This window comes from Treponema sp. Marseille-Q4132 (assembly GCF_014334835.1).
Taxonomy (GTDB): Bacteria; Spirochaetota; Spirochaetia; order Treponematales; family Treponemataceae; genus Treponema_D; species Treponema_D paredis.
The window spans coordinates 2,590,143-2,611,872 of record NZ_CP060591.1 but is presented as its reverse complement, the minus strand read 5'-3'; the positions used below and the strand labels follow the sequence as shown (position 1 = coordinate 2,611,872).

18 protein-coding genes, 1 tRNA gene and 2 rRNA genes are annotated in these 21,730 nt (G+C 49.2%); 5 read left to right on the top strand and 16 right to left on the bottom strand.

Annotation, left to right across the window (positions count from 1 at the left end):
- Positions 1 to 41: 41 nt before the first annotated feature.
- A complete protein-coding gene (locus H9I35_RS11845) occupies positions 42 to 869 on the top strand; it encodes an ATP-binding protein (RefSeq protein WP_187419554.1) in 828 nt (275 codons plus the stop codon).
- A 236-nt stretch (positions 870 to 1,105) separates the two neighbouring features.
- Here H9I35_RS11845 and H9I35_RS11840 read toward each other — a convergent pair whose 3' ends face one another.
- The 5 genes from H9I35_RS11840 to murC are packed head-to-tail and all read right to left on the bottom strand — an operon-like array spanning position 1,106 to position 6,087.
- Positions 1,106 to 2,215 (bottom strand): tetratricopeptide repeat protein, encoded by a 1,110-nt coding sequence (locus tag H9I35_RS11840; RefSeq protein WP_187419553.1) that lies wholly within the window; start codon positions 2,213 to 2,215, stop codon positions 1,106 to 1,108.
- A gap of 52 nt (positions 2,216 to 2,267) precedes the next feature.
- On the bottom strand, positions 2,268 to 3,095 hold the full coding sequence (locus H9I35_RS11835; protein ID WP_252722669.1) for an HhH-GPD family protein: 828 nt from the start codon (positions 3,093 to 3,095) through the stop codon (positions 2,268 to 2,270).
- A 22-nt stretch (positions 3,096 to 3,117) separates the two neighbouring features.
- A complete protein-coding gene (cmk, locus tag H9I35_RS11830; protein ID WP_187419551.1) occupies positions 3,118 to 3,687 on the bottom strand; it encodes a (d)CMP kinase in 570 nt (189 codons plus the stop codon).
- Positions 3,688 to 3,727: 40 nt separating this feature from the next.
- Positions 3,728 to 4,594, bottom strand: a complete 867-nt coding sequence (locus H9I35_RS11825; RefSeq protein WP_187419550.1) for a YicC/YloC family endoribonuclease — start codon at positions 4,592 to 4,594, stop codon at positions 3,728 to 3,730.
- Positions 4,591 to 6,087 carry a UDP-N-acetylmuramate--L-alanine ligase gene (gene murC, locus H9I35_RS11820; RefSeq protein WP_187419549.1) on the bottom strand — a complete coding sequence of 499 codons (1,497 nt, stop codon included), beginning with the start codon at positions 6,085 to 6,087 and terminating at the stop codon, positions 4,591 to 4,593. The genes H9I35_RS11825 and murC overlap by 4 nt, the downstream gene beginning before the upstream one ends.
- A gap of 50 nt (positions 6,088 to 6,137) precedes the next feature.
- Here murC and H9I35_RS11815 point away from each other — a divergent pair, with 50 nt between their 5' ends.
- Positions 6,138 to 6,284 carry a hypothetical protein gene (locus H9I35_RS11815; RefSeq protein WP_187419548.1) on the top strand — a complete coding sequence of 49 codons (147 nt, stop codon included), beginning with the start codon at positions 6,138 to 6,140 and terminating at the stop codon, positions 6,282 to 6,284.
- Between the two features lie 128 nt (positions 6,285 to 6,412).
- The gene (locus H9I35_RS11810; protein ID WP_187419547.1) at positions 6,413 to 7,657 is read left to right on the top strand and encodes a WG repeat-containing protein; all 1,245 of its coding nucleotides are present in this window, start codon (positions 6,413 to 6,415) and stop codon (positions 7,655 to 7,657) included.
- 5 nt (positions 7,658 to 7,662) lie between these two features.
- Here the strand turns inward: H9I35_RS11810 and H9I35_RS11805 are convergent, their stop codons facing one another.
- The 3 genes from H9I35_RS11805 to flgF all read right to left on the bottom strand — a co-directional run bounded on the left by H9I35_RS11805 (position 7,663) and on the right by flgF (position 10,747).
- Positions 7,663 to 8,190 carry a rod-binding protein gene (locus tag H9I35_RS11805; RefSeq protein WP_187419546.1) on the bottom strand — a complete coding sequence of 176 codons (528 nt, stop codon included), beginning with the start codon at positions 8,188 to 8,190 and terminating at the stop codon, positions 7,663 to 7,665.
- Positions 8,191 to 8,908: 718 nt separating this feature from the next.
- Entirely contained in the window at positions 8,909 to 9,703 is a 795-nt protein-coding gene (flgG, locus tag H9I35_RS11800) for a flagellar basal-body rod protein FlgG (RefSeq protein WP_016520395.1), read from the bottom strand.
- Between the two features lie 243 nt (positions 9,704 to 9,946).
- On the bottom strand, positions 9,947 to 10,747 hold the full coding sequence (gene flgF, locus H9I35_RS11795; protein ID WP_187419545.1) for a flagellar basal-body rod protein FlgF: 801 nt from the start codon (positions 10,745 to 10,747) through the stop codon (positions 9,947 to 9,949).
- A gap of 110 nt (positions 10,748 to 10,857) precedes the next feature.
- Here flgF and H9I35_RS11790 point away from each other — a divergent pair, with 110 nt between their 5' ends.
- Positions 10,858 to 12,147: a glucose-1-phosphate adenylyltransferase gene (locus tag H9I35_RS11790; RefSeq protein ID WP_187419544.1), complete on the top strand. Its 1,290-nt coding sequence runs from the start codon at positions 10,858 to 10,860 to the stop codon at positions 12,145 to 12,147.
- A gap of 14 nt (positions 12,148 to 12,161) precedes the next feature.
- Positions 12,162 to 12,728: a DnaJ domain-containing protein gene (locus tag H9I35_RS11785; protein ID WP_187419543.1), complete on the top strand. Its 567-nt coding sequence runs from the start codon at positions 12,162 to 12,164 to the stop codon at positions 12,726 to 12,728.
- Between the two features lie 24 nt (positions 12,729 to 12,752).
- On the opposite strand, the gene H9I35_RS11780 is transcribed toward H9I35_RS11785, so the two are convergent.
- The 8 genes from H9I35_RS11780 to H9I35_RS11745 all read right to left on the bottom strand — a co-directional run bounded on the left by H9I35_RS11780 (position 12,753) and on the right by H9I35_RS11745 (position 21,714).
- Positions 12,753 to 14,111 carry a sigma-54-dependent transcriptional regulator gene (locus tag H9I35_RS11780; protein ID WP_187419542.1) on the bottom strand — a complete coding sequence of 453 codons (1,359 nt, stop codon included), beginning with the start codon at positions 14,109 to 14,111 and terminating at the stop codon, positions 12,753 to 12,755.
- Entirely contained in the window at positions 14,108 to 15,394 is a 1,287-nt protein-coding gene (locus H9I35_RS11775) for a two-component system sensor histidine kinase NtrB (protein ID WP_187419541.1), read from the bottom strand. Before H9I35_RS11775 ends, H9I35_RS11780 begins: the two co-directional genes overlap by 4 nt.
- Complete coding sequence (locus H9I35_RS11770; RefSeq protein ID WP_187419540.1) at positions 15,387 to 16,616, bottom strand: DNA polymerase III; 1,230 nt, start codon at positions 16,614 to 16,616, stop codon at positions 15,387 to 15,389. The genes H9I35_RS11775 and H9I35_RS11770 overlap by 8 nt, the downstream gene beginning before the upstream one ends.
- Positions 16,616 to 17,104: a CvpA family protein gene (locus H9I35_RS11765; protein WP_187419539.1), complete on the bottom strand. Its 489-nt coding sequence runs from the start codon at positions 17,102 to 17,104 to the stop codon at positions 16,616 to 16,618. Before H9I35_RS11765 ends, H9I35_RS11770 begins: the two co-directional genes overlap by 1 nt.
- A gap of 6 nt (positions 17,105 to 17,110) precedes the next feature.
- Positions 17,111 to 18,253, bottom strand: a complete 1,143-nt coding sequence (murG, locus tag H9I35_RS11760; RefSeq protein ID WP_187419538.1) for an undecaprenyldiphospho-muramoylpentapeptide beta-N-acetylglucosaminyltransferase — start codon at positions 18,251 to 18,253, stop codon at positions 17,111 to 17,113.
- A gap of 124 nt (positions 18,254 to 18,377) precedes the next feature.
- Positions 18,378 to 18,450 (bottom strand) — tRNA-Phe (locus H9I35_RS11755).
- 66 nt (positions 18,451 to 18,516) lie between these two features.
- A 5S ribosomal RNA gene (gene rrf / locus H9I35_RS11750) occupies positions 18,517 to 18,628 on the bottom strand.
- Positions 18,629 to 18,772: 144 nt separating this feature from the next.
- Positions 18,773 to 21,714: ribosomal RNA gene (locus H9I35_RS11745) — 23S ribosomal RNA — on the bottom strand.
- Positions 21,715 to 21,730: the final 16 nt, after the last annotated feature.

The following is a 21,730-nucleotide window of genomic DNA, read 5'->3' as shown; positions in this document are numbered from 1 at the left end:
AAAACGCGCGTTTATCACACGGAAACTTTTACGGAAAAATTATGAAACGGCAAATCATTCATATCGATGAGGAAAAATGCAACGGCTGCGGCGCATGCGTGACTGCATGCCACGAAGGCGCTATCGCCATGGTAGACGGCAAAGCGCAACTCATCCGCGACGATTACTGCGACGGCATGGGAGACTGTCTTCCCGAATGCCCGACGGGAGCTATCACCTTTGAAGAAAGAGAAGCTGCAGCCTATGATGAAAAAGCGGTCGAAGCGCACAAAGCCGCACGCGCTTCTCTTCAGGGGCGGGAGAGCGAGAGCAGACCCGAAAGAAGTTTTCACCGTGCGGGAGGCTGCCCCGGATCCGCTTCGCACACCTTCGATCGAAATGCCGCATTCCCCCTGCATGTACACCGTCAGACTGCATGTCCGGGTTCCGCACTCCGAGCGTTTGACAGAGAAGACGCCGGCGCTTCGCCCTCCCCGTCTTTTCAAGCTATGCACGTCCCCTCATCGCAGCTTCGGCAGTGGCCGGTACAGATCAAACTCGCCCCGCTCCGCGCTCCGTATTTCGACGGCGCACATCTTTTGATCGCGGCGGACTGCACCGCTTACGCATACGGGAATTTTCACAACGATTTTATTAAAGGTAAAACGACGCTCATCGGCTGTCCGAAACTCGACGAAGGCGACTACACGGAAAAGCTTGCTGCGATTATCGGCGAAAACAATATCAAAAGCCTCACCGTCGTCCGCATGGAAGTGCCCTGCTGCGGCGGCATCGAAAACGCTGCGGTACACGCGCTTAAAGCGAGCGGAAAATTTATTCCGTGGCAAGTCGTCACCGTTTCATGCGACGGCCGTATTTTGGACGAGTGAAGCACTGCGGGTGCAATCGCTGAACGCTTCGCGCATAATGTCAGCGGGTGCATCGCTTTACAGATCGGTTTTAAATACGTATAAATATACTTTGATATCGTATATTTATACAATCAAATCGCCGAATGAAAATCACTCCGATCCTCTCAAAACAGGCGGATTTTTCGTACTTTTTTGCAAATTCGGAAAAAAAATTATTAATTTTTACTGCCCGCGCCATTGCATAAATATACGGTCTATTGCGAAATTCTTTTTACTTTGCTCGCTTGAAAAATCACTAAAGGTGAGTTTTTCGAGATGCCCATAAAAAGGCGATGTCCGCAATCCGCTTTAACGTTCATATAACGCGATACGTTACGATATTCGATTTTCGCTTGATCTTTAGCTCCTGTTTTATCATACGTCAATGCACGAATCTTATAAAATTCAGAATTACAAAAATTAAAACTGATGTCGTAATTAAAAATACATGCATTGAAATCGGAAAGCGCTTTTTTATATTTTCCTAACGCATAATAACACAATCCCCGTCCATACAGAAAATCGGATTTTTTTATTATTCTAATCGCTCGATTATAATATGTTATAGCTGTTTCATAATCGGCATTGCAATAATGCATATATCCTATACGTTTATAAATTTCCGCATCAGCGGTTTGCAGCGCATATGCTTTTTCATAATATACGAGCGCATCATTATACATATTTTCCATTGCGAAGATATCGCCTAATATCGTATAAGCGTCTTTCAGCATAACAGCGTCATCGGACAACGAAACGAATTTTGTCAAATCAGATACCGCCGTTTCCGTATCGCCGGAATCGAAAAAGAACATACCGCGTTTATACAATACAATAGGATCATCAGGGGTTTCGGAAAGAATCATATTATAGTCGGAAATAGTTTTCGTATCTCTATCGTGAAGCATTTGTAAGTTTTCATTCAATTCAATCACGGCAGCATCGTTATCATTATCTTGAAGAATCCTTTTCACATCGCGAAGGGCGGCATCGTAATCACGCATATCGGTTAAGACAAGAGCCCTGTTTAACAACAACGTTTTATCATCCGGATTTTTTTTCAAGAGATAACTTAAATCATCGATGGCATTTTGCATATATAATGTCCGGTAATAAATAAGAGCGCGTTTTAAACGTACCGCATCGTCATCCGGATATTGAAACAATATCCTCGAATAGAAATGAACGGCATCTTCATAGGCGCCCACTTCGGTTGCCGTCTTTGCACCTCTCATAAGGATATCGACAGCTCCGTCCGACAGTGTAAGCGTTCCGCAAGAAGACAATATCGTTGCCGCGGCTATAATAATGATAGTTTTTTTCATCCCTTCCCTCTTAAAGTTACATAACGCCGCCACATAAATATACGGCTCCCGCTCAGTCTTCCCGCACGCGGTACACGCCCTTCGTTTCGCACACGAAGCGCTCTTCGAGCAAATGAAGGGCGGCCTTTTCCAAGCGCGAAAGAGAGATGCGCTCCGAGCGCGCGATTTCCGAAAGCGTGGCCGATTTTTTTTCGGTAAGCTGCCGAACGATGGCGCCGCGCGCTTCGCGGAGAGAGCCGCGGAAAGGGGACTGGCGCACATAGTGCGCACTTTTTTGCGACGGATTTTGCACGCGCTTTTTAAGCTCGGCTCCGTAATCCATGAGAGCGTAATACCATTCGCGCGGATTTGTTTTGTCGAGCGTCCGTTCGACGAGAGGAAGAATTTCCGCATCGGATACTTTTTCGCTTGTGTTTCCGAAAAAGAAAAAAATAAACACGGAGCGGATATTCGTTTCGATAAAGACTTCGGCTTTGTTGAACGCAAAGGCCGCTACGGCGCCCGCCGTATACGGTCCGATCCCGGGAAGAGTTTCGAGGAGTTTTCTTTCGCGGGGAAATTTTCCGCCGTAAAAAGCGCACACTTCCCTGCACGCTTCCTGCAAATACTTCGCCCGCCTGTTGTAGCCGAGTCCGTTCCAGAGCGCAAGCACATCCGAAAAAGGCGCCGAAGCGAGAGAGGGCGCATCGGGAAACGCTTCGATCCACGCTTCGTATTTCGGAACGACGCGAAGCGTCTGTGTCTGCTGCAGCATCATTTCCGAAACGAGTATTTTGTACGCGTCGCGCGTTTTCCGCCACGGAAAAACTCTCGCGCTCTCTTTATAATTTTTAATAATCGCCGAGCGAAAATCGTCGACCGCATCTTGAGTCAATGTCATGTTTTTTCCGCAAGGCATCCGCTTAACCGACCTTTTCGACAAAGCCGCGCGATGCAAGCTCCAAAAGGATATCGTCCGCGATCTCTTCCGGCGTTTTGCGTTCGGTGTCGATGACCATATCGGCGACTTCTTCGTAGGCGTCGTTGTCGATACCGTAGATTTTTTTATAGCGTTTCGTATCTTCTCTGTCGCGCATCGCGGTAAAATCGGCTATGCGCTGCAGATCGCCTCCTTCGCGTTTGAAGATGCGCCGAGAGCGCGAAAAATCGCTCGCTTTGAGATAGACTTTTATGTCGGCTTTTTCGAGCATCCAAATCGCAAGGCGCGAGCCGAGTACGCAGGATTCCTTTTCGGCAAGTTCCACTTGATGCGTATCGATATATCTGTCATAGCCGTCGTCGCTTTTCGCGTTTTCGATAACTTGTTCGAGCGTAAGCCCTCTTTCTTCGGCGAGCTGACGGAACGTATAATTGACAAGTTTGATGCCGAGAGAACGCGCAAGGAGCGAGCTCACCGTCGTATTGCCGCAGCCGGATTTTCCCGAAACAGCGATGCGGAGTTCCCTGCCGTCTTTGATTTTATACCGTGCCATACATTTTCCTTATATTTTCTTTTTATCGATTATTATTAATTTATTCGACGTTTCGAGCCTGCTCGCGTATGTTTTCGAGGGCGTCTTTTGCGGCGATCACTTGTGCGCTGACGTCGGCGAACTGGCTTTTACTGCCGATCGTATTGATTTCACGGTTTATTTCCTGACACAAAAAATCGATTTTTTTACCGGGCGCGGCGTTTGTCAGCATTTCGTTTTTCAGCGCTTCGAGATGACTTTGCAGGCGGACGACTTCTTCGTTTATCGTATATTTTACGATCATGGCGGCGGTTTCGGTCATGATGCGCTGCTCATCGACAGCGTTCCCCAAAAGCTCGTTGAATTTTTGCACAATCTGCTTTTTAAAAAGAGACTCCATTTCACCCTGCCGCTTTTTAAAAAAATCCGCGGCATGGAAAAGCGTTTTAAGTTTTTCTTCTATGTCGCAGGCGAGGCTTTGGCCTTCACGCTTTCGGTCATTGCAAAAAGATTCGAGAGCTTCGGTAAAAACCGGAAAAATCATATTCCGATATTTTTCCATGTCATAGCTCATTTCGGTTTTGAGCACGCCGGGCTGCGAAACGACAATGGAAAGGAGATCATCCTTTTGTACACCGACAGCTGACGCAATCGTCGAAATCGCTTCGGCATAAAATTTTGCGGCGGGAATGTCGGCGGTAACGGTACAGTCGGCATTCGTCTCTTTTATGCGGATAAAGACATCGACTTTTCCGCGCACAACTTTTTCGGCGATCGCTTCACGGAAACGTTTTTCGAGCCGATTTAAATACTGCGGGAGGTTTATCGTCACATCGGAAAACCGCGCGTTTACGGATTTTATTTCGACCGAAACGGAAGCGTCTCCGCTATCCGCTTCGCTGTAGGCATAGCCCGTCATGCTCGTCATAGCGCATCCTTGCACGCGGCAAAAAGAGCGGTGCCGAGTTTCCAGTTGTCGCCCGCTCCCATCGTTACGAAAAGACAGCCGTTCGGAAAATCGGCTGAAAGCGGTTTTGCCAATTCTGAAAGCGCAAAGTCTTTCGCATCGAGCACTTCTTCAAAATAATGAACGTTTCCGTGATGCGCTTTTGTTTTTTCGAAAAGCGTTTTTCCGGTAACGGTTCTCCCTTCGGCGCTTTCACGAGCGGAAGCGTATATTTTATGCAGGATCACTTCGTCGGCATCGGAAAAAGCCGAAGCGAATTCTTCGAGAAGAGATGCAGTGCGCGTATAGGTGTGCGACATAAAATCGACGATGATTTTTCTGCCGCCGTAAAATTCGCGGAAACCTTTGAGCGTCGTTTTGATCGCCGTCGGATGATGACCGTAATCGTCGATAAAGACGACGGAGTTTTTGCCCGCGAACGCTTTTCCGATAACTTCGCTCCGCCGCTTTCCGCCGCGGAAATTTGCAAGACCGCGTACGATTCGCTCGCGGTAGAGATCGGGATCTTTTCCGTCGCTTTTAATAATTTCCCGCACGAGGGCGGAAGCCGCACACGCGTCGAGCACTTCGTGTTTTCCGGGAACGCACAGAGAAGCTTTTCCCAAAAAACCGATCGAAAAATGCTGCGCTTCGTTTTCGGTTTTGCCGATCGTCAAGCGGTAATCGCCTTGCGCGCGCTCGCCGTAGGGGATCATTTCGATATCGCCCCTCTTTTTATATGCCGCTTCGGCCGCTTCGACGGCGCCCCTGTCGTCCGCACAATAGATGAGAGTGCCGCCTGTGGGCAGCTTGCAGATAAAATCGATAAAGGCGTTTTTTATGTCTTCATAGGTCGGATAATAATCCTGATGATCGCTTTCGACGCTCGTCAAAATTATCTTTTGAGGATGGAAAGACATAAAGTGGCGTCGGTATTCGCAGGTTTCCGCGACAAAATAATTGCGCGCTTTTTTTATGTCGTAAGTTTTCGTCGTCATCGTACAGCTTTCGCCGAAAGAGGCGATGGAGGAGCCCGCAAGCACTTGCACGGGGATATCCGTTTCTTCGAAAATCGTTCCGACAATTCCGGTCGTACTTGTTTTACCGTGGACGCCCGAAACGGCGGCGCTGTAAGACTGCGCGGAAACTTCCCCGAGCGCTTCGGTGTATAAAAGACAGGGTATGCTGCGAGAGCGCGCTTCGATCAAGTCGGGATTTTTTTCGGGATCGTATGCCGACGAATAGATGACATAATCGATATCGCCTGTGATGTTTTTTTTCGAAAACGCTTGGGCGCGTATACCGAGCTTTTCGAGGACAGCGTCGGTGTAAAACCTTTCCGCAACATCGCTTCCGGTTATAAGGGCGCCGCGTTTTTTGAGGATTTCGACGAGGGCGGCCATACCGGTGCCTTTGATGCCGACGAAGTGAACGCGAACGCCGGTAAAATCTTTCGGAAGAGAAATCGATGACATGGCGCTATTTTAGCACAAGCGCAAAAAACGCACAATGCGGGAAATCGGACATGAATAAAAACACAAATCCGGAACTGATTGAAAAGTCTCTTGAAAAACTTGAACTTTACGGAGATTTGAAAATTAAAAATGCAATAAAAGAATATCATAACGAAGTGGACAAAAAATCCGGAAAAGATTACACTCGGTGTAATTGAACAAGCACATAAAGACGGAAAACTTACCGACGACCGGTATAATTTGATACAACTTGCAGCAGGGCTTGGGAATGGATTACGAAAAAATGGAATGAAACGTTAAAAAAGGAAGAGTTATAGATCCGTATATGGTCGTTATATATGTTAGAGATGATGGATTAATAGATTTTTCACACTATACCTCTGATAAGGTTGTATCTCCAAGAATCGGCCGGACGTATGGGGAAAAAAATAAGCTATTAATCGTCATATTATTATTCAATTTCTGCATATTCTCATGCAGTAAGAGTCCAATACGGCATCCTATCATAAAAGCAAACAATAATGTCACAAGATTCAGCATGACAGACGGTAAAACAGGCAAAAGATACTCGGGTATTTTTGACGAAGATAAGAATGTTCTTCTATACGGGGAAGGAATTATTCCTCCTTTTATCGGCGGTTTCAGCTATTTACAGAAAAATTATTCTGCAAACATTGCAATAGATTGCACAGGAAAAACTTATACGGAATTCGAACTTCCGGAAGTTTATGAAAGTTTTTACGGATATGGAATATATTCAACTTATGATAATAAAAATGATTATTCTTATGTAATAGATAAAAACGGAAATATAATAAACCGAAACGGAATTGTTACTATGTTCGGTGATTTTGCAATTATCAACAAAAACGGAAAAATGACATATTTTAATATCATTAAGAATTCATACCTACCGAATAATAATTATTATGATGACTGTTATAACTTTTTTAACGGTTATGCAAAAGTTGCAATGAAAGATGAACAGTCAACTACCTACGGATTATCCAAATCATACGGACTTATCGATACGGAAGGAAATCTGTTAATACCATGTGAATATTCTTATTTAGAGTACAGGAAACAAGGTTACGCAACAGCTTCAAAAACGTGTAAAGATCCGGTTTGGGAAAAGAAAGCGGAATTTGGGCTGCTGGATTTGAATAATAATTGGATTCTTGAACAAAAATATAATTATATAGTACCGATAACGGATTCAGTTGTTGCATTATGGATGATTGAACATAATTCCGACTATTGGATATTACACAATATAAAAACAAAAGAATCATTGAAATTAAACATTAATTATTCTTTAGTCAATAACATCAACATATTTTCGACGAACAGCGAATTCGATTACTTGGTTTATTTTGATACGAGTAACGAAAAATACGGTTTTATCAATTCAAAAGGAAAAATTATTTTAAATGCACTATGCGAAAAAATCGAACCGTTTCCTGACAACGGCTATTGGCAAGTGCTCATCAACGATAAATGGATGTTGTTTAAGGAAGGTGAAGGAATTTTGGATCCGGAAGAATATTTGGATTTCAAGAGTGTAAAATGAAAAAATTACGCTTGTACGTTGAGCTGCAAGTATACTTGATCCGCCAAACCGAAACCGGCGTTTTTCGTAAGCTGTGTCGCGTATTCGTCGTACATCATATCTTCGTACATTTGCGAAGCGAAACTGTCGCCGCCGAAAAGAGAGGTTTTCGTAACGGTACTGCGCATCGACGATACCATGATTTTAACGATGTAGGATTCGAGTTCGAGCGATTTTTCGTAGAGTTTGCTCGTCCTGTCGATCGTCGCGCTTTTTGCATGAACGCCCGCGCCGTTTGCCGCGGCTCCTACGGGAAGCGCTTTTTTATCGCTTTCGCTCGTAAACGTATTCGCAAAACCGGAAGCGAAGTCTCCGTTCAACCGCCCGTCTTGAATAACGTTTGCCGATGAAACGGATCCCCCGCCTTTGAAATTTTCGGATGAGCGTATGCGTTTTACCAAATCGGAAAAAGAAGCACCCTCGCCCGCTTCCCGCACTTTTTGCATCGTTTCCGTTCCATTCAATAACGACGAGTTGACGCTGCTTATTTTCATTTTCCCTCCAAAAAAACTTTTGCAGAAAACTTCAGTTTTCGAAAAAGTTTTTTGATGTGCGCACAAGCGCACACGTCGAATAGTCGAGTTTGCCTTGCAAACTCGAGATAAAAAGCGGCGGCGATATCTTAGACACCGCTTTTTATCGTTCCTCCAAAAAACTTTTGCGCAAAGTACGAATATCCCACGTCTTACGCATGAGACATACTATCCTCTAAAAATAACGTGTAACGTAAAAAATCGGCTACACTCCCGGCAACAGCACTGCCGTTCACCGCGGCAGACCGTAATCGGAATCGGACTGCGCAAAATTTCTTCGAAATTTTGCTTGCCATTCCTCATAGTGCGGTATTGCAGAAAATGTCAATTTTCGAAAATACCGCACTCGTGCGCGTAAGCGCACACGCATATACACAAGTTTGCTTCGCAAACTTGGAGTTAAACTGGACGCGCTATTTTAGCGCCCAGTTTAAACTCGGTCTGAGCGGCTCGGCGGCATTGCCGCTGCCTCGCGTTCCGCCTTTTTTTATGTATATACGCTTCTTTTTTATGTATACATTTCTCATACGTAACCCATCACGGATATCCAATGGCTTACGCATGAGACGCGCTATTTTCTAAAAATAACGTGTAACATAAAAAATCAACTACATTCCCGGCAGCAACACTGCCGTTTGCTCGGGGAACTTCGCGCTCCGCGCTCGTTCAAGTGCGCGGTTTAGCGCTTTAAGCTCACCGCAGTGCCGAGCATAGTGTCGGACGTTTGAATCGCTTTGCTGTTAAACTCGTACGCTCTCTGCGCGACGATCATCGCGACCATTTCGTTGACGACGGATACGTTGCTCATTTCGAGGAATTTGTGTTCGAGTTTTCCCATACCCTCAAAGCCCGGGCGGCTCGCGATCGGAGCGCCCGACGCGTTCGACACTTTAAAGAGGTTGTCGCCGTCGGCTTCGAGTCCGATTTCGTTCGGAAAGCGGTAGAGTTCGAGCTGTCCTACTTCCGTCGGCTCCGTCTCTCCGTTTATCTTTACGCCGACCCTTCCGTCCTGACTGATGACGAGGGTCTGCACGTCGTAGCCTTCCGGTAAAATGATTTCCGGCATAACGCGGTTACCGTCGGATGTGAGGAGCTGGCCGGTCGAATCGACTTGAAACGAACCGTCTCTCGTATAGGCGTAGCTGCCGTCGTATTTTTGCACACGGAAAAATCCGTCTCCGACGATGGCGACGTCTGTGGAAACTCCGGTGTGCTGGAGCGATCCCTGGTGCATGATGCGCTGCGTCGCGCCGACTCTGACGCCGTGTCCCTGCTGGATGCCGACGGGCGTCACCGTGTCTTCGGTCGCGGGCGTACCTGCGAGCTTTGCCGTTTGATATATCAAATCTTCGAATTCGACACGCTGCTGTTTGTAGCCGGTCGTATTGACGTTTGAAAGGTTGTGAGAAATCGCATCGATATTCGTCTGCTGACCGTTCATACCCGTCGCAGCCGTCCATAAACTTCTGACCATATCGTCCTCGCTTTTTTTGCCTAAGGCTTTTACTTTTCACCGGAAACCTGCAGTATCGGCAAAATCGATATTTACGAACTTCTAAAAACCGAAGTTTCCAGCAGAGCCTGGCCAAAAACTTCAGTTTTTGGCCAGCTTCCTTGATGTACTATGCGACGTTTAAAATTAAGTCGTTACAATATAAAGACTTAATTTTAAACTCGACAGGCTGTCGAAAAAGTAACCGACTTTTGAGACAGCCCTTTATCCGTGCTGATAGAGCGCGACGCGCGACCACAGTGTTTCCATCATCGAGTCTTCGCTTTGAATCGTCTTTTGATTCGCTTCGTAGGCGCGGTTCACTTCGATCATCCGCACCATTTCGTTGACGACGTTGACGTTCGACGTTTCAACGTATTCCTGCAAAACTCGCGGTCTTTCGTTTCCTTCGGCGATATAGGCGGGACCTGCGATATCGTTCGTGTTGTACAGGCTCTCTCCCATCTTTTTCAAATAGCGCTCGTTGTCGAAGCGTACGATTTTCAGTCTGTCGATTTCGTTGCCCTCTTCGTCGATTATCTTCCCGTCTTCCCGCACGGTAAACCGATCGTTTTCAAGCGTGATGATGCCTTTTTCGCCCATAACGGGATAGCCGTCTTTCGTTTCGAGGATGCGCTCTTTACCGATAAAAAAGTTTCCGTTCCGCGTATAGCGCTCGCCGATCGGCGTCTGCACGGTAAAAAATCCCTTGCCGCCGAGCGCAAAATCGGTTTTCGTACCAGTCGTTTTAAATGAACCCTGTTCGAAATCGGTAAACTGTTCGTTCGTTTCGATACCGAGTCCGAGCTTTCCGATAATCGGAGCGGCATCCGCGCTGCCGAAGGGCGTTTCGTAAACACCGTCGGCGTTCGTCCGCCGTAAAAGGAGTTCCGAAAACGATTTGCTCACACGGACATCTCGTTTGTAGCCCGTCGTATCCACGTTTGCAAGATTGTTCGAAATCGCATCGAGTCTGTTCTGCTCGCCGTTCATGCCGCTTGCGCCTATATACCAACCGCGTATCATAAATATCCTCTCTTTATTGTATCGGCGAAGAAAAACGCCGTGTTTAGCAAAAATAATTTGCAAAATACGCAGTCATGCTTTATACTGAAATACAAAAAAGGGGAATTACCATGCCGGATAAAGAAAAAGATTTATGCGTTCTTTCAATCATTCTCGGCGGCGGAAAGGGAACACGGCTTTTTCCGCTCACAAAAGTCCGCTCAAAACCGGCCGTTCCGTTCGGCGGAAAATTCCGCATCGTCGACGTGCCGATTTCAAACTGCATCAATTCGGGTTATAAAAAAATATACCTGCTCACGCAGTTCAATTCGTTTTCGCTGCACATGCACATAAGCAATTCGTACAATTTCGACCGCTTTTCACACGGCTTTGTCGAAATACTGGCCGCCGAACAGACGCTCGAACACACCGGCTGGTACGAAGGAACCGCCGACGCGGTGCGGAAAAATTTCCCGCACTTCAAACCGCAAAAACCGACGCACTATATCATCCTTTCAGGCGATCAGCTGTACCGCATGGACTTGCGCGCTTTTATGACATCCCACCTCGAAAGCGGCGCCGACGTGACAATCGCGACAACGGCCGTAAACCGGAGCGACGCGTCGGGCTTCGGCATTATGAAGATAGACGGCGAAAACCGCATCACGGAATTCATGGAAAAGCCCGCACGGGACATGAATATCGACGACTGGAAAATTCCCGAAAGTTCGCGCGGCAAGCTGCCGCCGGAAAAAGAATACCTCGCGTCGATGGGTATCTATATCTTCAACGCTCCCGTCATGGATGAAATGCTCGACAACGATATGACCGATTTCGGAAAAGAGATAATTCCCGCAGCGATAAAAACGAAAAAAATCAATTCGTACATCTTCGACGGCTATTGGGAAGATATCGGAACGATCGGCAGTTTTTACGAAGCGAATATCAATTTGACCGAAACGACTCCGCAGTTCAACATCTACGACGAAAACGAGCCGATTTATACGCATATTTCGAACCTTCCGCCGTCGAAAATCAATAAAGCCGACATAAACGCTTCGATCACAGCGGAAGGATGTATCATCACCGAAAGCCGCCTCAATCACTGCGTCATCGGCATCCGATCGATCATCGAAACGGGAAGCACGCTCGACGGCGTGATCATGATGGGCGCCGATGCCTACGAAACCGAAGCGTCCAAACGCTGGAATGCCGAACACAATATACCTGATCTCGGCATCGGAAAAAACTGCCGCATCGCGCGCACCATAATCGATAAAGACGTACACATCGGCGACAACTGCTCCATCAACGTAAGCGGAAATCAGTACGAAGAAGGCGACCACGGCTTGTTTTATTGCGCAGACGGCATCATCGTCATAAGAAAAGGTGCGGTCATCCCTTCGGGTACGGTGATTTAAGGCGGCTCCTTTTCGTGACGGATTCGATGTACGATAAGCTCGGCGATTTGCTCAAAACCGCGCTCGAAAAAGGCGAGATCCCGAAAAGCGGTGAAAAAAAAGCCGAAACGAATACAGGCACGGACGAGCGCCCGCACGGTTTCGAAACGAGGAGCAAATCCGGAGAAGCGGATATGCTTCGTGCATCAAACGGCGGAGAGCGGACAAAAAACAAAACGGAAGCGCTGCGTACGGCAATGCACGGCGGGCAAAGAGGCGGCACGAAGCTCAAGATTGAAAATATCTTACGTTCAAAAAATAAAAAAAATATCGGGGAAGTGCTCAAAAGCGAAAACGGAGCCGAGCGGGCGCGTCCTTTCGAAGCCCTGCCCGATCATATCAAAAAAGCCTGTGAAACGCTCGGCGTAAAAGCGGGTGCGGACGAAAGCGAAATACGGAGCGCGTACCGCAAAAAACTCAAGCTTTTTCATCCCGATTCGAACGCCGAAAACGAAACGGTGCAGCGCGTCGCGCACAAAAAGACCGAAGAGATAGTCGAAGCGTATAAAGCGATACTCGCGTATAAAGATTCGCTCCGTTAAACGCACCGCAAAACGACGAGCCTCTTAAACTTCGCTTTCCCCTATGCCGTATTCCTGCAGTTTTCGATGCAGCGTTTTCCGGCCTATGCCGAGTATGTCGGCCGTTTTGCTTTTGTTTCCCTTATTCGCGGCGAGGTTTTCACAGATGATCGCTTTTTCCGCATCGTCAAGCGTCGTGCCGACCGGTATCGTAATCGAAGGTGCGGCGATCGATGCGCTCACCGTCGGCGGTAAATCTTCCGGAGTGATTTCGTTTCCGCCGCACATAACGACGGCGCTTTCGATACAGTTGCGGAGCTCTCGGATATTGCCTGGCCAATCGTACTTGTACAAAAGCGCTCGGGCTCGGTTATCGATGCCGGTGATGTTTTTGCCGTTTTCCTTTGCATATTCTTTTAAAAATGAATTCAATAAAAGCGGAATATCGTCGCGCCGTTCGCGAAGCGGAGGCACGGCTATGTGTACGACGTTGAGCCGGTAATACAAATCTTCGCGGAATCTTCCCTCTTTTACTTCTTTTTCCATATCGCGGTTTGTCGCGGCGATGACGCGCACGTCGATGTCGATCGTTTTTTCTCCGCCGACACGCATGATTTTATGATCCTGCAGCACGCGCAAAAGCTTTACCTGCACGCCCGCGTTGACTTCGCCGATTTCATCGAGAAAGATCGTGCTTTCGTGCGCGAGTTCGAAACGCCCCTTTTGCATTTTTTCGGCTCCGGTGTACGCGCCTTTTTCGTGGCCGAACAGTTCGCTTTCGAGCAGGGTTTCGCTCAAAGCCGCGCAGTGCACTTTTATCATTTCGTGAGCGCTTCTCGGAGAAAGATTGTGAATCGCATCGGCGACGAGTTCTTTTCCCACACCGCTTTCGCCCGTTATCAAAACGGACGCTTTCGTCGGAGCGACTTTTTTTATAAGCGTAAACACTTTTTGCATTTCGCCGCTTTTGCCGATCATATTGTCGAGCGTATGGGCGCTTGAAACTTCGGCTTTCAGCTGCGTATGCTGCAGCGAAAGCTCTCTGCGTTCGAGCGCGCGCTTAGCGAGCATCGAAAGCCGGTCGAGGTTGAGCGGCTTTGTCAAAAAATCGTAGGCGCCGTTTCTCATCGCGTCGACGGCCGCATCGATACTTCCGTGTCCCGTAAGCACGATGACCGGTATGCCGGGCGTTTCCGTCGTCACGCGGCGGAGCACTTCTTCGCCTGAAATACCGTCCATGCGGAGATCGGTGATGACCAAATCGATGTCGCCCTTTGCGATACGGTCGAGCCCTTCTTTTCCGTTCGCCGCAAGGCGCACTTCATAGCCTTCCATTTCGAAAGCGGCGCCGAGCCCTTCGCGGATATTTTTTTCATCGTCGATGATAAGGATCGTGAATTTCATTTTTTCGCCATCTTGTCCGCAATCTTTGCCGAATCGTCTTCGATCCGTTTCGTTTTATGTTCGCCGAGCAATTTTCTATCCGTCTGCGGCACGGGAAGCGTTATCGTGAAAACGGTGCCTTCGCCCGAGACGGACGACACTTGAATATCGCCTGAAAATTCTTTAATAATTTTATACGCGATCGTCATGCCGAGTCCCGTCCCCTTCGCTTTCGTCGTAAAATAAGGCTCGAAGATATGAGAAGCGGTTTCTTCGCTCATGCCGATCCCGTTGTCCGAAATCGTTATGATATAAGCGTCGTCTTTGACAAAGGTTTCGACGGCAAAGAGTCCCGGACACTGTGCGCCCGATCTTGCCGCCGTGCAGTCCGAATATTTTTCCTGTATCGCCGAAAGAGCGTTTTGCGCCATATTGATAAACACGTCTTTAAAAAGTTTTTCGTCGATGAGCAGTCTCACCGTCCGCTCGCTTACGCGGACGCTCACCGTGATGCAGCTGTTGTGGAATTCGGGCGCAATAAAGGCTGCCGTTTCTTTAATAAGTTTTCCGATATCGATAAGCTCGAGCTTCGCGTTGACCGGACGCACGGCCATGAGAAAGTCCATCACCTTTTTGTTGAGGTTATCGATCTCTTCGTTTACGGTATCGAGGTGCGCTTCAAGAAATTTTTTATCGGGCAGCATACCGCTCCCCTCTCTCGCTTTTTTTACCGCCTTTTGTACGAGCTGCACGTGAATGCCGATGGCGCCGAGCGGATTTTTGATTTCGTGCGCCATGCCCGCCGCGAGGTTCGTCAAGCCCGCGAGGTTTTCCATACGGCGCAGCAATATCTCCCGGTTGCGTTTTTCGGTGATGTCGCGCACGGTAACGATGGAACCGGAGACTTCGCGCTTTTTGACGAGCGGCAAAACCGTGAGCGTGATAAAGCGCACGCTGCCGCCGGCCGTCTCGGTCGTAAATTCGTCGGAAACGTTCGATCGGTTGTGCTCTCTGCAGTCATTTAAAAAATCTGCGATTTCGGCGTTGTCGACGAGACGCGGGAGCGGAATGCTTTCCGCTTTCGGATCGTCGGGACGAATCGAAAAGGGCACGTAGCGTTCGGCCGCTTTATTCGTCAAAATCAATTTCCAATTTTTATCGACGATGACGAGCCCCGTCGAAAGAGACTCCAAAACCGAATCGAAAATTTCGTTTTCGCTGCATACGTCTTCGAGGAATTCTTTTACCTGTTCGGAAGGAAGCTTTGCGATTTTTTCGCTGACGCGCCTGAAATAATCACTCATAGGCTGCCTTGAAGACGAAATCGTGCGTTTTATTGATTTTAAAAAACGTTCGCGTAAGGTTTTCCAATGCGGCGAGGGGAGACTCGTTGTAGACGGAAACGGCGAGCCAACATTCCCTCAGAGACGCCATACATTCTGCCGAACTTTCGGCGCCCGAAGCGCTTTTTACAAGCGGCTTTTGCGCGCGCGCGATGCCGTCGAGGAAAATACGGAACATGAGACGCACTTCGAACGAAGCGCAGTCTTTTAAAATCTTTGCGCAGTCGGGGATCGCGTTCGATGCGATGCTCTTGAAAAAAGATGCCGCATATTCTCTGATTTTTTCGGGAGCGACGGGAAGAAAAGTTTCAACGTATTCGCCGAGAGTTCCGTTCCACGCATCGTCGTGGAAAATGCGGCGCACGACTTCAAGCTGTTCGGCTTCCGTCCGCTCGCGAAATCGATACGGTCTCACTCGGGAAAGGATCGTCGGCATAACGGACGAACGTTTTTCCGTCGTCAAAATAAAAACCGCGTCTTCCGGCGGCTCTTCGAGAATTTTCAAGAGCGCGTTCCGCGCGCTTTCGTTCATGCGCTCGGCGTTTTCCAAAACGACCGTCTTTTTTCCTTCGGACGATTTTATATGCGCCCATGCGGAGACGGCGCGTATGTGTTTGATCGGAATCGCGTCCGGTAAAAAATCGGATTCGAGTTTTCGGCACAATTTTTGTATTTCTCCGCACGTTTTTTCAAGCGTTTCTGCGTCCGGTAATTCGTGCGGAAAATCGATCGTCTCCATGTATTCGTCTATGGAAGCGATGACGGGCGCGATTTTCGAAAGCTTGTCGTCGTCCTGCAGCACGACGGGATTAAAGCGCATCGTCAATTTTCTCACACTGCGCAAAAAAAGATAGCGGGCGCTCCGTTCATAGGACGCGCTCTTTTTGTGCGCCGAAAGAAAAACCGCAAGACACGAAGCGATTTCAAGCGTGCAGTCGCGCGGGCCTGCGAGTATCGTATTTTGATGAACGAGCGCTTTATGACGAAGACACGAAGGACACGTACATTGCCACGCGCCTTTTTCTTCTCCCGTGCACGAAAGAACGCGGGCACACTCGAGCGCACACGAAAGCTTTCCCGACGACGAGGGTCCGTAAAAAAGAAGAGCGCCCGGAAGGGACGATGAACGTATGTCGTTTTCAAGAAGCGAAGACGCTTCCTGTCGGATAATGTTTTCAAACATCAGGCAGGCAGCTCCTGAAGCTTCGTTTCCGAAACTCTGATAATGCCGTCGAGCAGACGGTAAAAGATGCTTGAATCGAAGAGCGGACGGGTGTCAAACCACGGCTGTACTTTGAGTGCGACGATGATGAGGGAAACGACGGCAAGCCCTTCGACGATACCGAACACGAATCCGAGCGCGCGGTCGAGTCCCTGCAAAATCTCACCGGAAAAAATACGGCTCACGATTTCCTGAATGATCTTTACGACGAGAAAGGCGATAACGAAAATCAATAAAAACGAAACGACTTTTGCCAAGAGCGCGTTACGGATGCCGTCGCGGACAAAGGGTTCGAGAAGCGGCGTACACAAAACCGCAGCGACGATGCCTGCGACAAAGGCTGCTTTACCGAAAAATTCTTTTATCAAACCGCGGGAAGCCGCCGTTATGACGAAAAAAAGCAAAATCAATAAAAAAACGATATCGACCGGCGCATAGGAATACGGCATCGCTCATCATCCTCCGAACATTGCAGTATACACGATTTCGGCAATCTTTTCACTAGGCTTTCCGCTTCCGACAAGAGCGGCGCAGTTTTCGCTCATGAGACGCCGCTCTTCACTCGATGAAAGTTTTTCAAGAGCACGCAAAAGTTCTTCCGAATTCGCTTTTTCCCGCGAAAGCACGACAGCCGCACCCCTCTCCGCAAAATAGCGCGCGTTGTCTTCCTGATCGCCTCTCGTACCGGAGCCTGTAAGCGGGATGAGTACGAGCGGCTTTTTTAAAACGGCGCATTCCCAAATAGAATTCGCTCCCGCGCGAGAAAGCACGATATCGCTTGCAGCGATGACGTCGCTCATTTCGGAATACAAAAACGGATACTGCACGTAGTCCGCGTGCCGGACGCTGTCGGCGTTTTTTACTCCCGTCTGATGTACGACGAAAAATGACGCACACAAGCGGTCGAGATTTTCTCTGACAAGTTCGTTTATCTGCACGGCTCCGGAACTTCCGCCGAGTACGAGGAGAACGGGCTTTGTATTGCCGGAAATATTTAAAAATGCGCGGCCGCGTTCGGGTGAAGCGCGGTAAAAAGCTTCTCTAACGGGATTCCCCGTTACGATTATCTTTTTGCGGTAAGATGCCTTAAAAAATCTTTCGGTTTCTTTGTACGACACGAGGATACGCTTTGCCGCGATGCTGTTGATTTTCGTCGCAAGTCCCGGCGTAAAATCGCATTCGTGCGTATACACCGGAATGCCGAGCAGCTTTGCAGCCGCGCACGGCGGGACGCTCACAAAACCGCCTTTGGAAAAAAGAACGGCGGGTTTTAATTTTATTAAAATCGCAAGCGAGGCAAAAAAACCTCCGACGACTTTAAACGTATCGGAAAGGGTTTTCAGAGAAAAATAGCGGCGAAGTTTTCCTGCAGGAATTCCGTAAAATGCGTCCGCACTTTTTCTTCCCTCTTCGTCGATGTTTTTTTCGACGACAGTTTTATCCATGCCGGAAGAAGATCCGATCCAGCAGATAGTAACGGCAACTCCTCGCGCCGCAGCCTTTTTGCGCAGCTCGTCCGCGACGGCAAGTCCCGGATAGATGTGTCCGCCCGTACCGCCGCCCGTAAATACCGCTGTAATCGATTTATCGTCTTTCATATAGTTTTAAGTGCAAAGTTCCGACCGTATGCGTAAGATCGCGCGGCAATAAGCCCGACGCAGAATGCCGGAATATTAACCCTCCGCACGAATAAAAAAAACGGCAGCCGTGCTGCCGTTCGTATGCCACCAGTTGGAATCGGACCAACGACACATGGATTTTCAGTCCATTGCTCTACCAACTGAGCTATAGCGGCATATCTATCACTTTACCCTATTTGCATTTTTATGTCAAGCGGTTTAAAGGTAAAGGGTAAAAAAGAGCCCGGCAGCTACCTACTTTCCCGCTAGATAAGCAGTATCATCGGCGCAAGGGAGCTTGACTTCCGTGTTCGGAATGGGAACGGGTATTTCCTCCCCGCCATGGCCACCGGGCAATAATTGCCGTACAAAAAGAAAAAGGAAGAAGGGGCAGGCATCTCAAAACATTTTACGCCTTCAATCACCTGCCGTCGTTTCACACGAGCTTTTATGTGCTCGTAAGTATAGTGTTTCGCGCATAGGCACGGGAACGATAATATGGTCAAGCCTCACGACCTATTAGTACTGCTCGGCTGTGCACGTCGCCGTGCCTGCACCTGCAGCCTATCAACCGGATAGTGTCTCCGGGGTCTTTAGGAGGGTTATACCCTCAGGGATGTCTCATCTTGAGGCGGGCTTCCCGCTTAGATGCTTTCAGCGGTTATCCCTTCCGAACGTAGCCACCCGGCACTTACCCTTGGCAGGATAACCGGTATACCAGAGGTTCGTCCGCTTCGGTCCTCTCGTACTAAAAGCAGCTCCTCTCAAACATCCTCCGCCCGTAACAGATAGGGACCGAACTGTCTCGCGACGTTCTGAACCCAGCTCACGTACCGCTTTAATTGGCGAACAGCCAAACCCTTGGGACCTGCTCCAGCCCCAGGATGCGATGAGCCGACATCGAGGTGCCAAACTTTCCCGTCGATGTGAACTCTTGGGGAAAATCAGCCTGTTATCCCCGGAGTACCTTTTGTCCGTTAAGTGACGGCGCTTCCACTTGCAACCGCCAGATCACTAAGACCTGCTTTCGCGCCTGCTCGTGATGTCTCACTCGCAGTCAAGCCTCCTTGTGCCTTTACACTCGTACGATGATTTCCAACCACCGCGAGGAGACCTTCGCGCGCCTCCGTTACCCTTTAGGAGGCGACCGCCCCAGTCAAACCGCCCGCCAATCACTGTCCCCCATCCGGCTTCACGGACCGGAGTTAGAAATCCCATCCGCCAGGGCCGGTATTTCACCAACGGCTCCACGCACGCTAACGCGCACGCTTCATAGCCTCCCGGCTATCCTACACATGGCGGATAGAATCCCAGTGATAAGCTGCGGTGAAGGTTCACGGGGTCTTTCCGTCTAATTACGGGTATCCGGCTTCTTTACCGGAATATAAGTTTCACCGAGTCCCGCGTTGAGACAGCGCCCAGAATCGTTACACCATTCGTGCGGGTCGGAACTTACCCGACAAGGAATTTCGCTACCTTAGGACCGTTATAGTTACGGCCGCCGTTTGCCGGGGCTTCGGTTCGGAGCTTCGCATTGCTGCTAACCCCTCCCCTTAACCTTCCGGTACCGGGCAGGTGTCACCACCTATACGTCCCATTACTGGTTCGCAGATGGCTGTGTTTTTGATAAACAGTCGCCTGGGCCTGCTTTCTGCCGCTCACATCCTTATCAGCGTGAGCCACACTTCTTCCGAAGTTACGTGTGCTTTTTGCCGAGTTCCTTAACGCGGGGTCGCTCGTGCGCCTTAGATTACTCATCCTGCCTGCGTGTGTCCGTTTCCGGTACGGTCCGACTCAGCCTAACTTTAGACAGTATTTCCCGGCACCTTGATTACGTCCGCTTCGCTTCGCCTGCGCTCCGCTCCCCGTAACAGCTCAGCTCAAGAGCTCTTTTATCCGCCCTCTCAACACCTCACTGCTTGGACAGGAACTACCGTTCTCCTGCCGGATTTCACCTCATGCGTCCTGCCTTCAAAACTGAGCCGGGTATCGGATTTTGAACCGATTTCCCATCGACTACGACTTTCGTCCTCGCCTTAGGGGCCGACTTACCCCGGGCAGATTGCCTTTACCCGGGAATCCTCAGGCTTTCGGCGGACGGGAATCTCACCCGTCTTTTCGTTACTTGTGCCTGCATTCTCTCTTCCGCTTCCTCCAGCGCCCCTCACAGGTACGCCTTCTCCGGTTAGCGCAATGCTCCCCTACCGCCCGCATCTTACAATGCGGACCCGCGGCTTCGGTATAACGCTTAGCCCCGTTACATTGTCTGCGCACGCCTGCTCGACCAGTGAGCTGTTACGCACTCTTTTAAGGAATGGCTGCTTCTAAGCCAACCTCCTGGCTGTCTGTGTAGACGCACCTCATTTCACACTGAGCGTTATTTTGGGACCTTTGCCGACGGTCCGGGCTGTTTCCCTCTCGACTATGAACCTTGGAGCACACAGTCTCACTCCCATGCGTTGGCGGATGGCATTCTGAGTTCGATTGGTGTCGGTAGACTGTGACGCCCCCTATCCCATCCGGTGCTTTACCTCCTTCCGCTTTGCATGAGGCTGTCCCTAAAGGCATTTCGGGGAGAGCCAGCTATTTCCAGGTTTGTTTAGCCTTTCACTCCTAATCACAGGTCATCACTACCTTTTTTAACAGATTACTGTTCGGCCCTCCAACAGGTTTCACCCTGCCTTCAGCCTGCCCATAATTAGATCACCTTGGCTTCGGGTCTGCGTCACGCGACTTTTCGCACTTTTCACACTCGCTTTCGCTCCGGCTCCGGATCTTCCAACCCTTAGCCTCGCCGCGCAACGCAACTCGCAGGTTTATTCTACAAAAGACACGCCACAACTCTTGCGAGCCGTGACATCTTGTCGATCTGTGGTTTCAGGTTCTCTTTCACTCCCCTCACCGGGGTTCTTTTCGCCTTTCCCTCACGGTACTGCTGCACTGTCGGTAGCTGTCTCGTATTTAGCCTTGGATCGTGGTCGACCCGGATTCAGACTGGGTTTCTCGTGCCCCGCCCTACTTAGGTACCGCACCATGGAGTCCGATCCTTTTCGCTTACGCGGCTTTCACGCTGTCTCGCGCGCCTTTCCAGACGCTTCTGCTAAAAATCGGTTTTTTCCTAACTCCACGGGTCATCCCCGTGCGGCCCTGCAACACCCTATAAAGGGTTTAGGCTCCTGCGCGTTCGCTCGCCGCTACTTGCGCAATCTCTTTTGATTTCTCTTCCCGCGTTACTTAGATGGTTCACTTCACGCAGTCTCGCTCCGCCGCAGTATCTTCTTCCCGCGCGCGGTGTATGCCTTACGACATACGGGTTACCCCATTCGGCTATCTGCGGATCTAAGGATGTTTGCTCCTCCCCGCAGCTTTTCGCAGCTTACCGCGGCCTTCTTCGCCGGACAGCTCCCAGGCATCCGCCACAGACCTATTCTTGCTTGACCATATTCTCTTTCCCGC

Coding starts and splice junctions, on each gene's coding strand:
- H9I35_RS11845 (WP_187419554.1), top strand. CDS start 42: ATGAAACGGCAAATCATTCATATCGATGAGGAAAAATGCAACGGCTGC.
- H9I35_RS11840 (WP_187419553.1), bottom strand. CDS start 2,215: ATGAAAAAAACTATCATTATTATAGCCGCGGCAACGATATTGTCTTCT.
- H9I35_RS11835 (WP_252722669.1), bottom strand. CDS start 3,095: ATGACATTGACTCAAGATGCGGTCGACGATTTTCGCTCGGCGATTATT.
- cmk (WP_187419551.1), bottom strand. CDS start 3,687: ATGGCACGGTATAAAATCAAAGACGGCAGGGAACTCCGCATCGCTGTT.
- H9I35_RS11825 (WP_187419550.1), bottom strand. CDS start 4,594: ATGACGAGCATGACGGGCTATGCCTACAGCGAAGCGGATAGCGGAGAC.
- murC (WP_187419549.1), bottom strand. CDS start 6,087: ATGTCATCGATTTCTCTTCCGAAAGATTTTACCGGCGTTCGCGTTCAC.
- H9I35_RS11815 (WP_187419548.1), top strand. CDS start 6,138: ATGAATAAAAACACAAATCCGGAACTGATTGAAAAGTCTCTTGAAAAA.
- H9I35_RS11810 (WP_187419547.1), top strand. CDS start 6,413: ATGGTCGTTATATATGTTAGAGATGATGGATTAATAGATTTTTCACAC.
- H9I35_RS11805 (WP_187419546.1), bottom strand. CDS start 8,190: ATGAAAATAAGCAGCGTCAACTCGTCGTTATTGAATGGAACGGAAACG.
- flgG (WP_016520395.1), bottom strand. CDS start 9,703: ATGGTCAGAAGTTTATGGACGGCTGCGACGGGTATGAACGGTCAGCAG.
- flgF (WP_187419545.1), bottom strand. CDS start 10,747: ATGATACGCGGTTGGTATATAGGCGCAAGCGGCATGAACGGCGAGCAG.
- H9I35_RS11790 (WP_187419544.1), top strand. CDS start 10,858: ATGCCGGATAAAGAAAAAGATTTATGCGTTCTTTCAATCATTCTCGGC.
- H9I35_RS11780 (WP_187419542.1), bottom strand. CDS start 14,111: ATGAAATTCACGATCCTTATCATCGACGATGAAAAAAATATCCGCGAA.
- H9I35_RS11775 (WP_187419541.1), bottom strand. CDS start 15,394: ATGAGTGATTATTTCAGGCGCGTCAGCGAAAAAATCGCAAAGCTTCCT.
- H9I35_RS11770 (WP_187419540.1), bottom strand. CDS start 16,616: ATGTTTGAAAACATTATCCGACAGGAAGCGTCTTCGCTTCTTGAAAAC.
- H9I35_RS11765 (WP_187419539.1), bottom strand. CDS start 17,104: ATGCCGTATTCCTATGCGCCGGTCGATATCGTTTTTTTATTGATTTTG.
- murG (WP_187419538.1), bottom strand. CDS start 18,253: ATGAAAGACGATAAATCGATTACAGCGGTATTTACGGGCGGCGGTACG.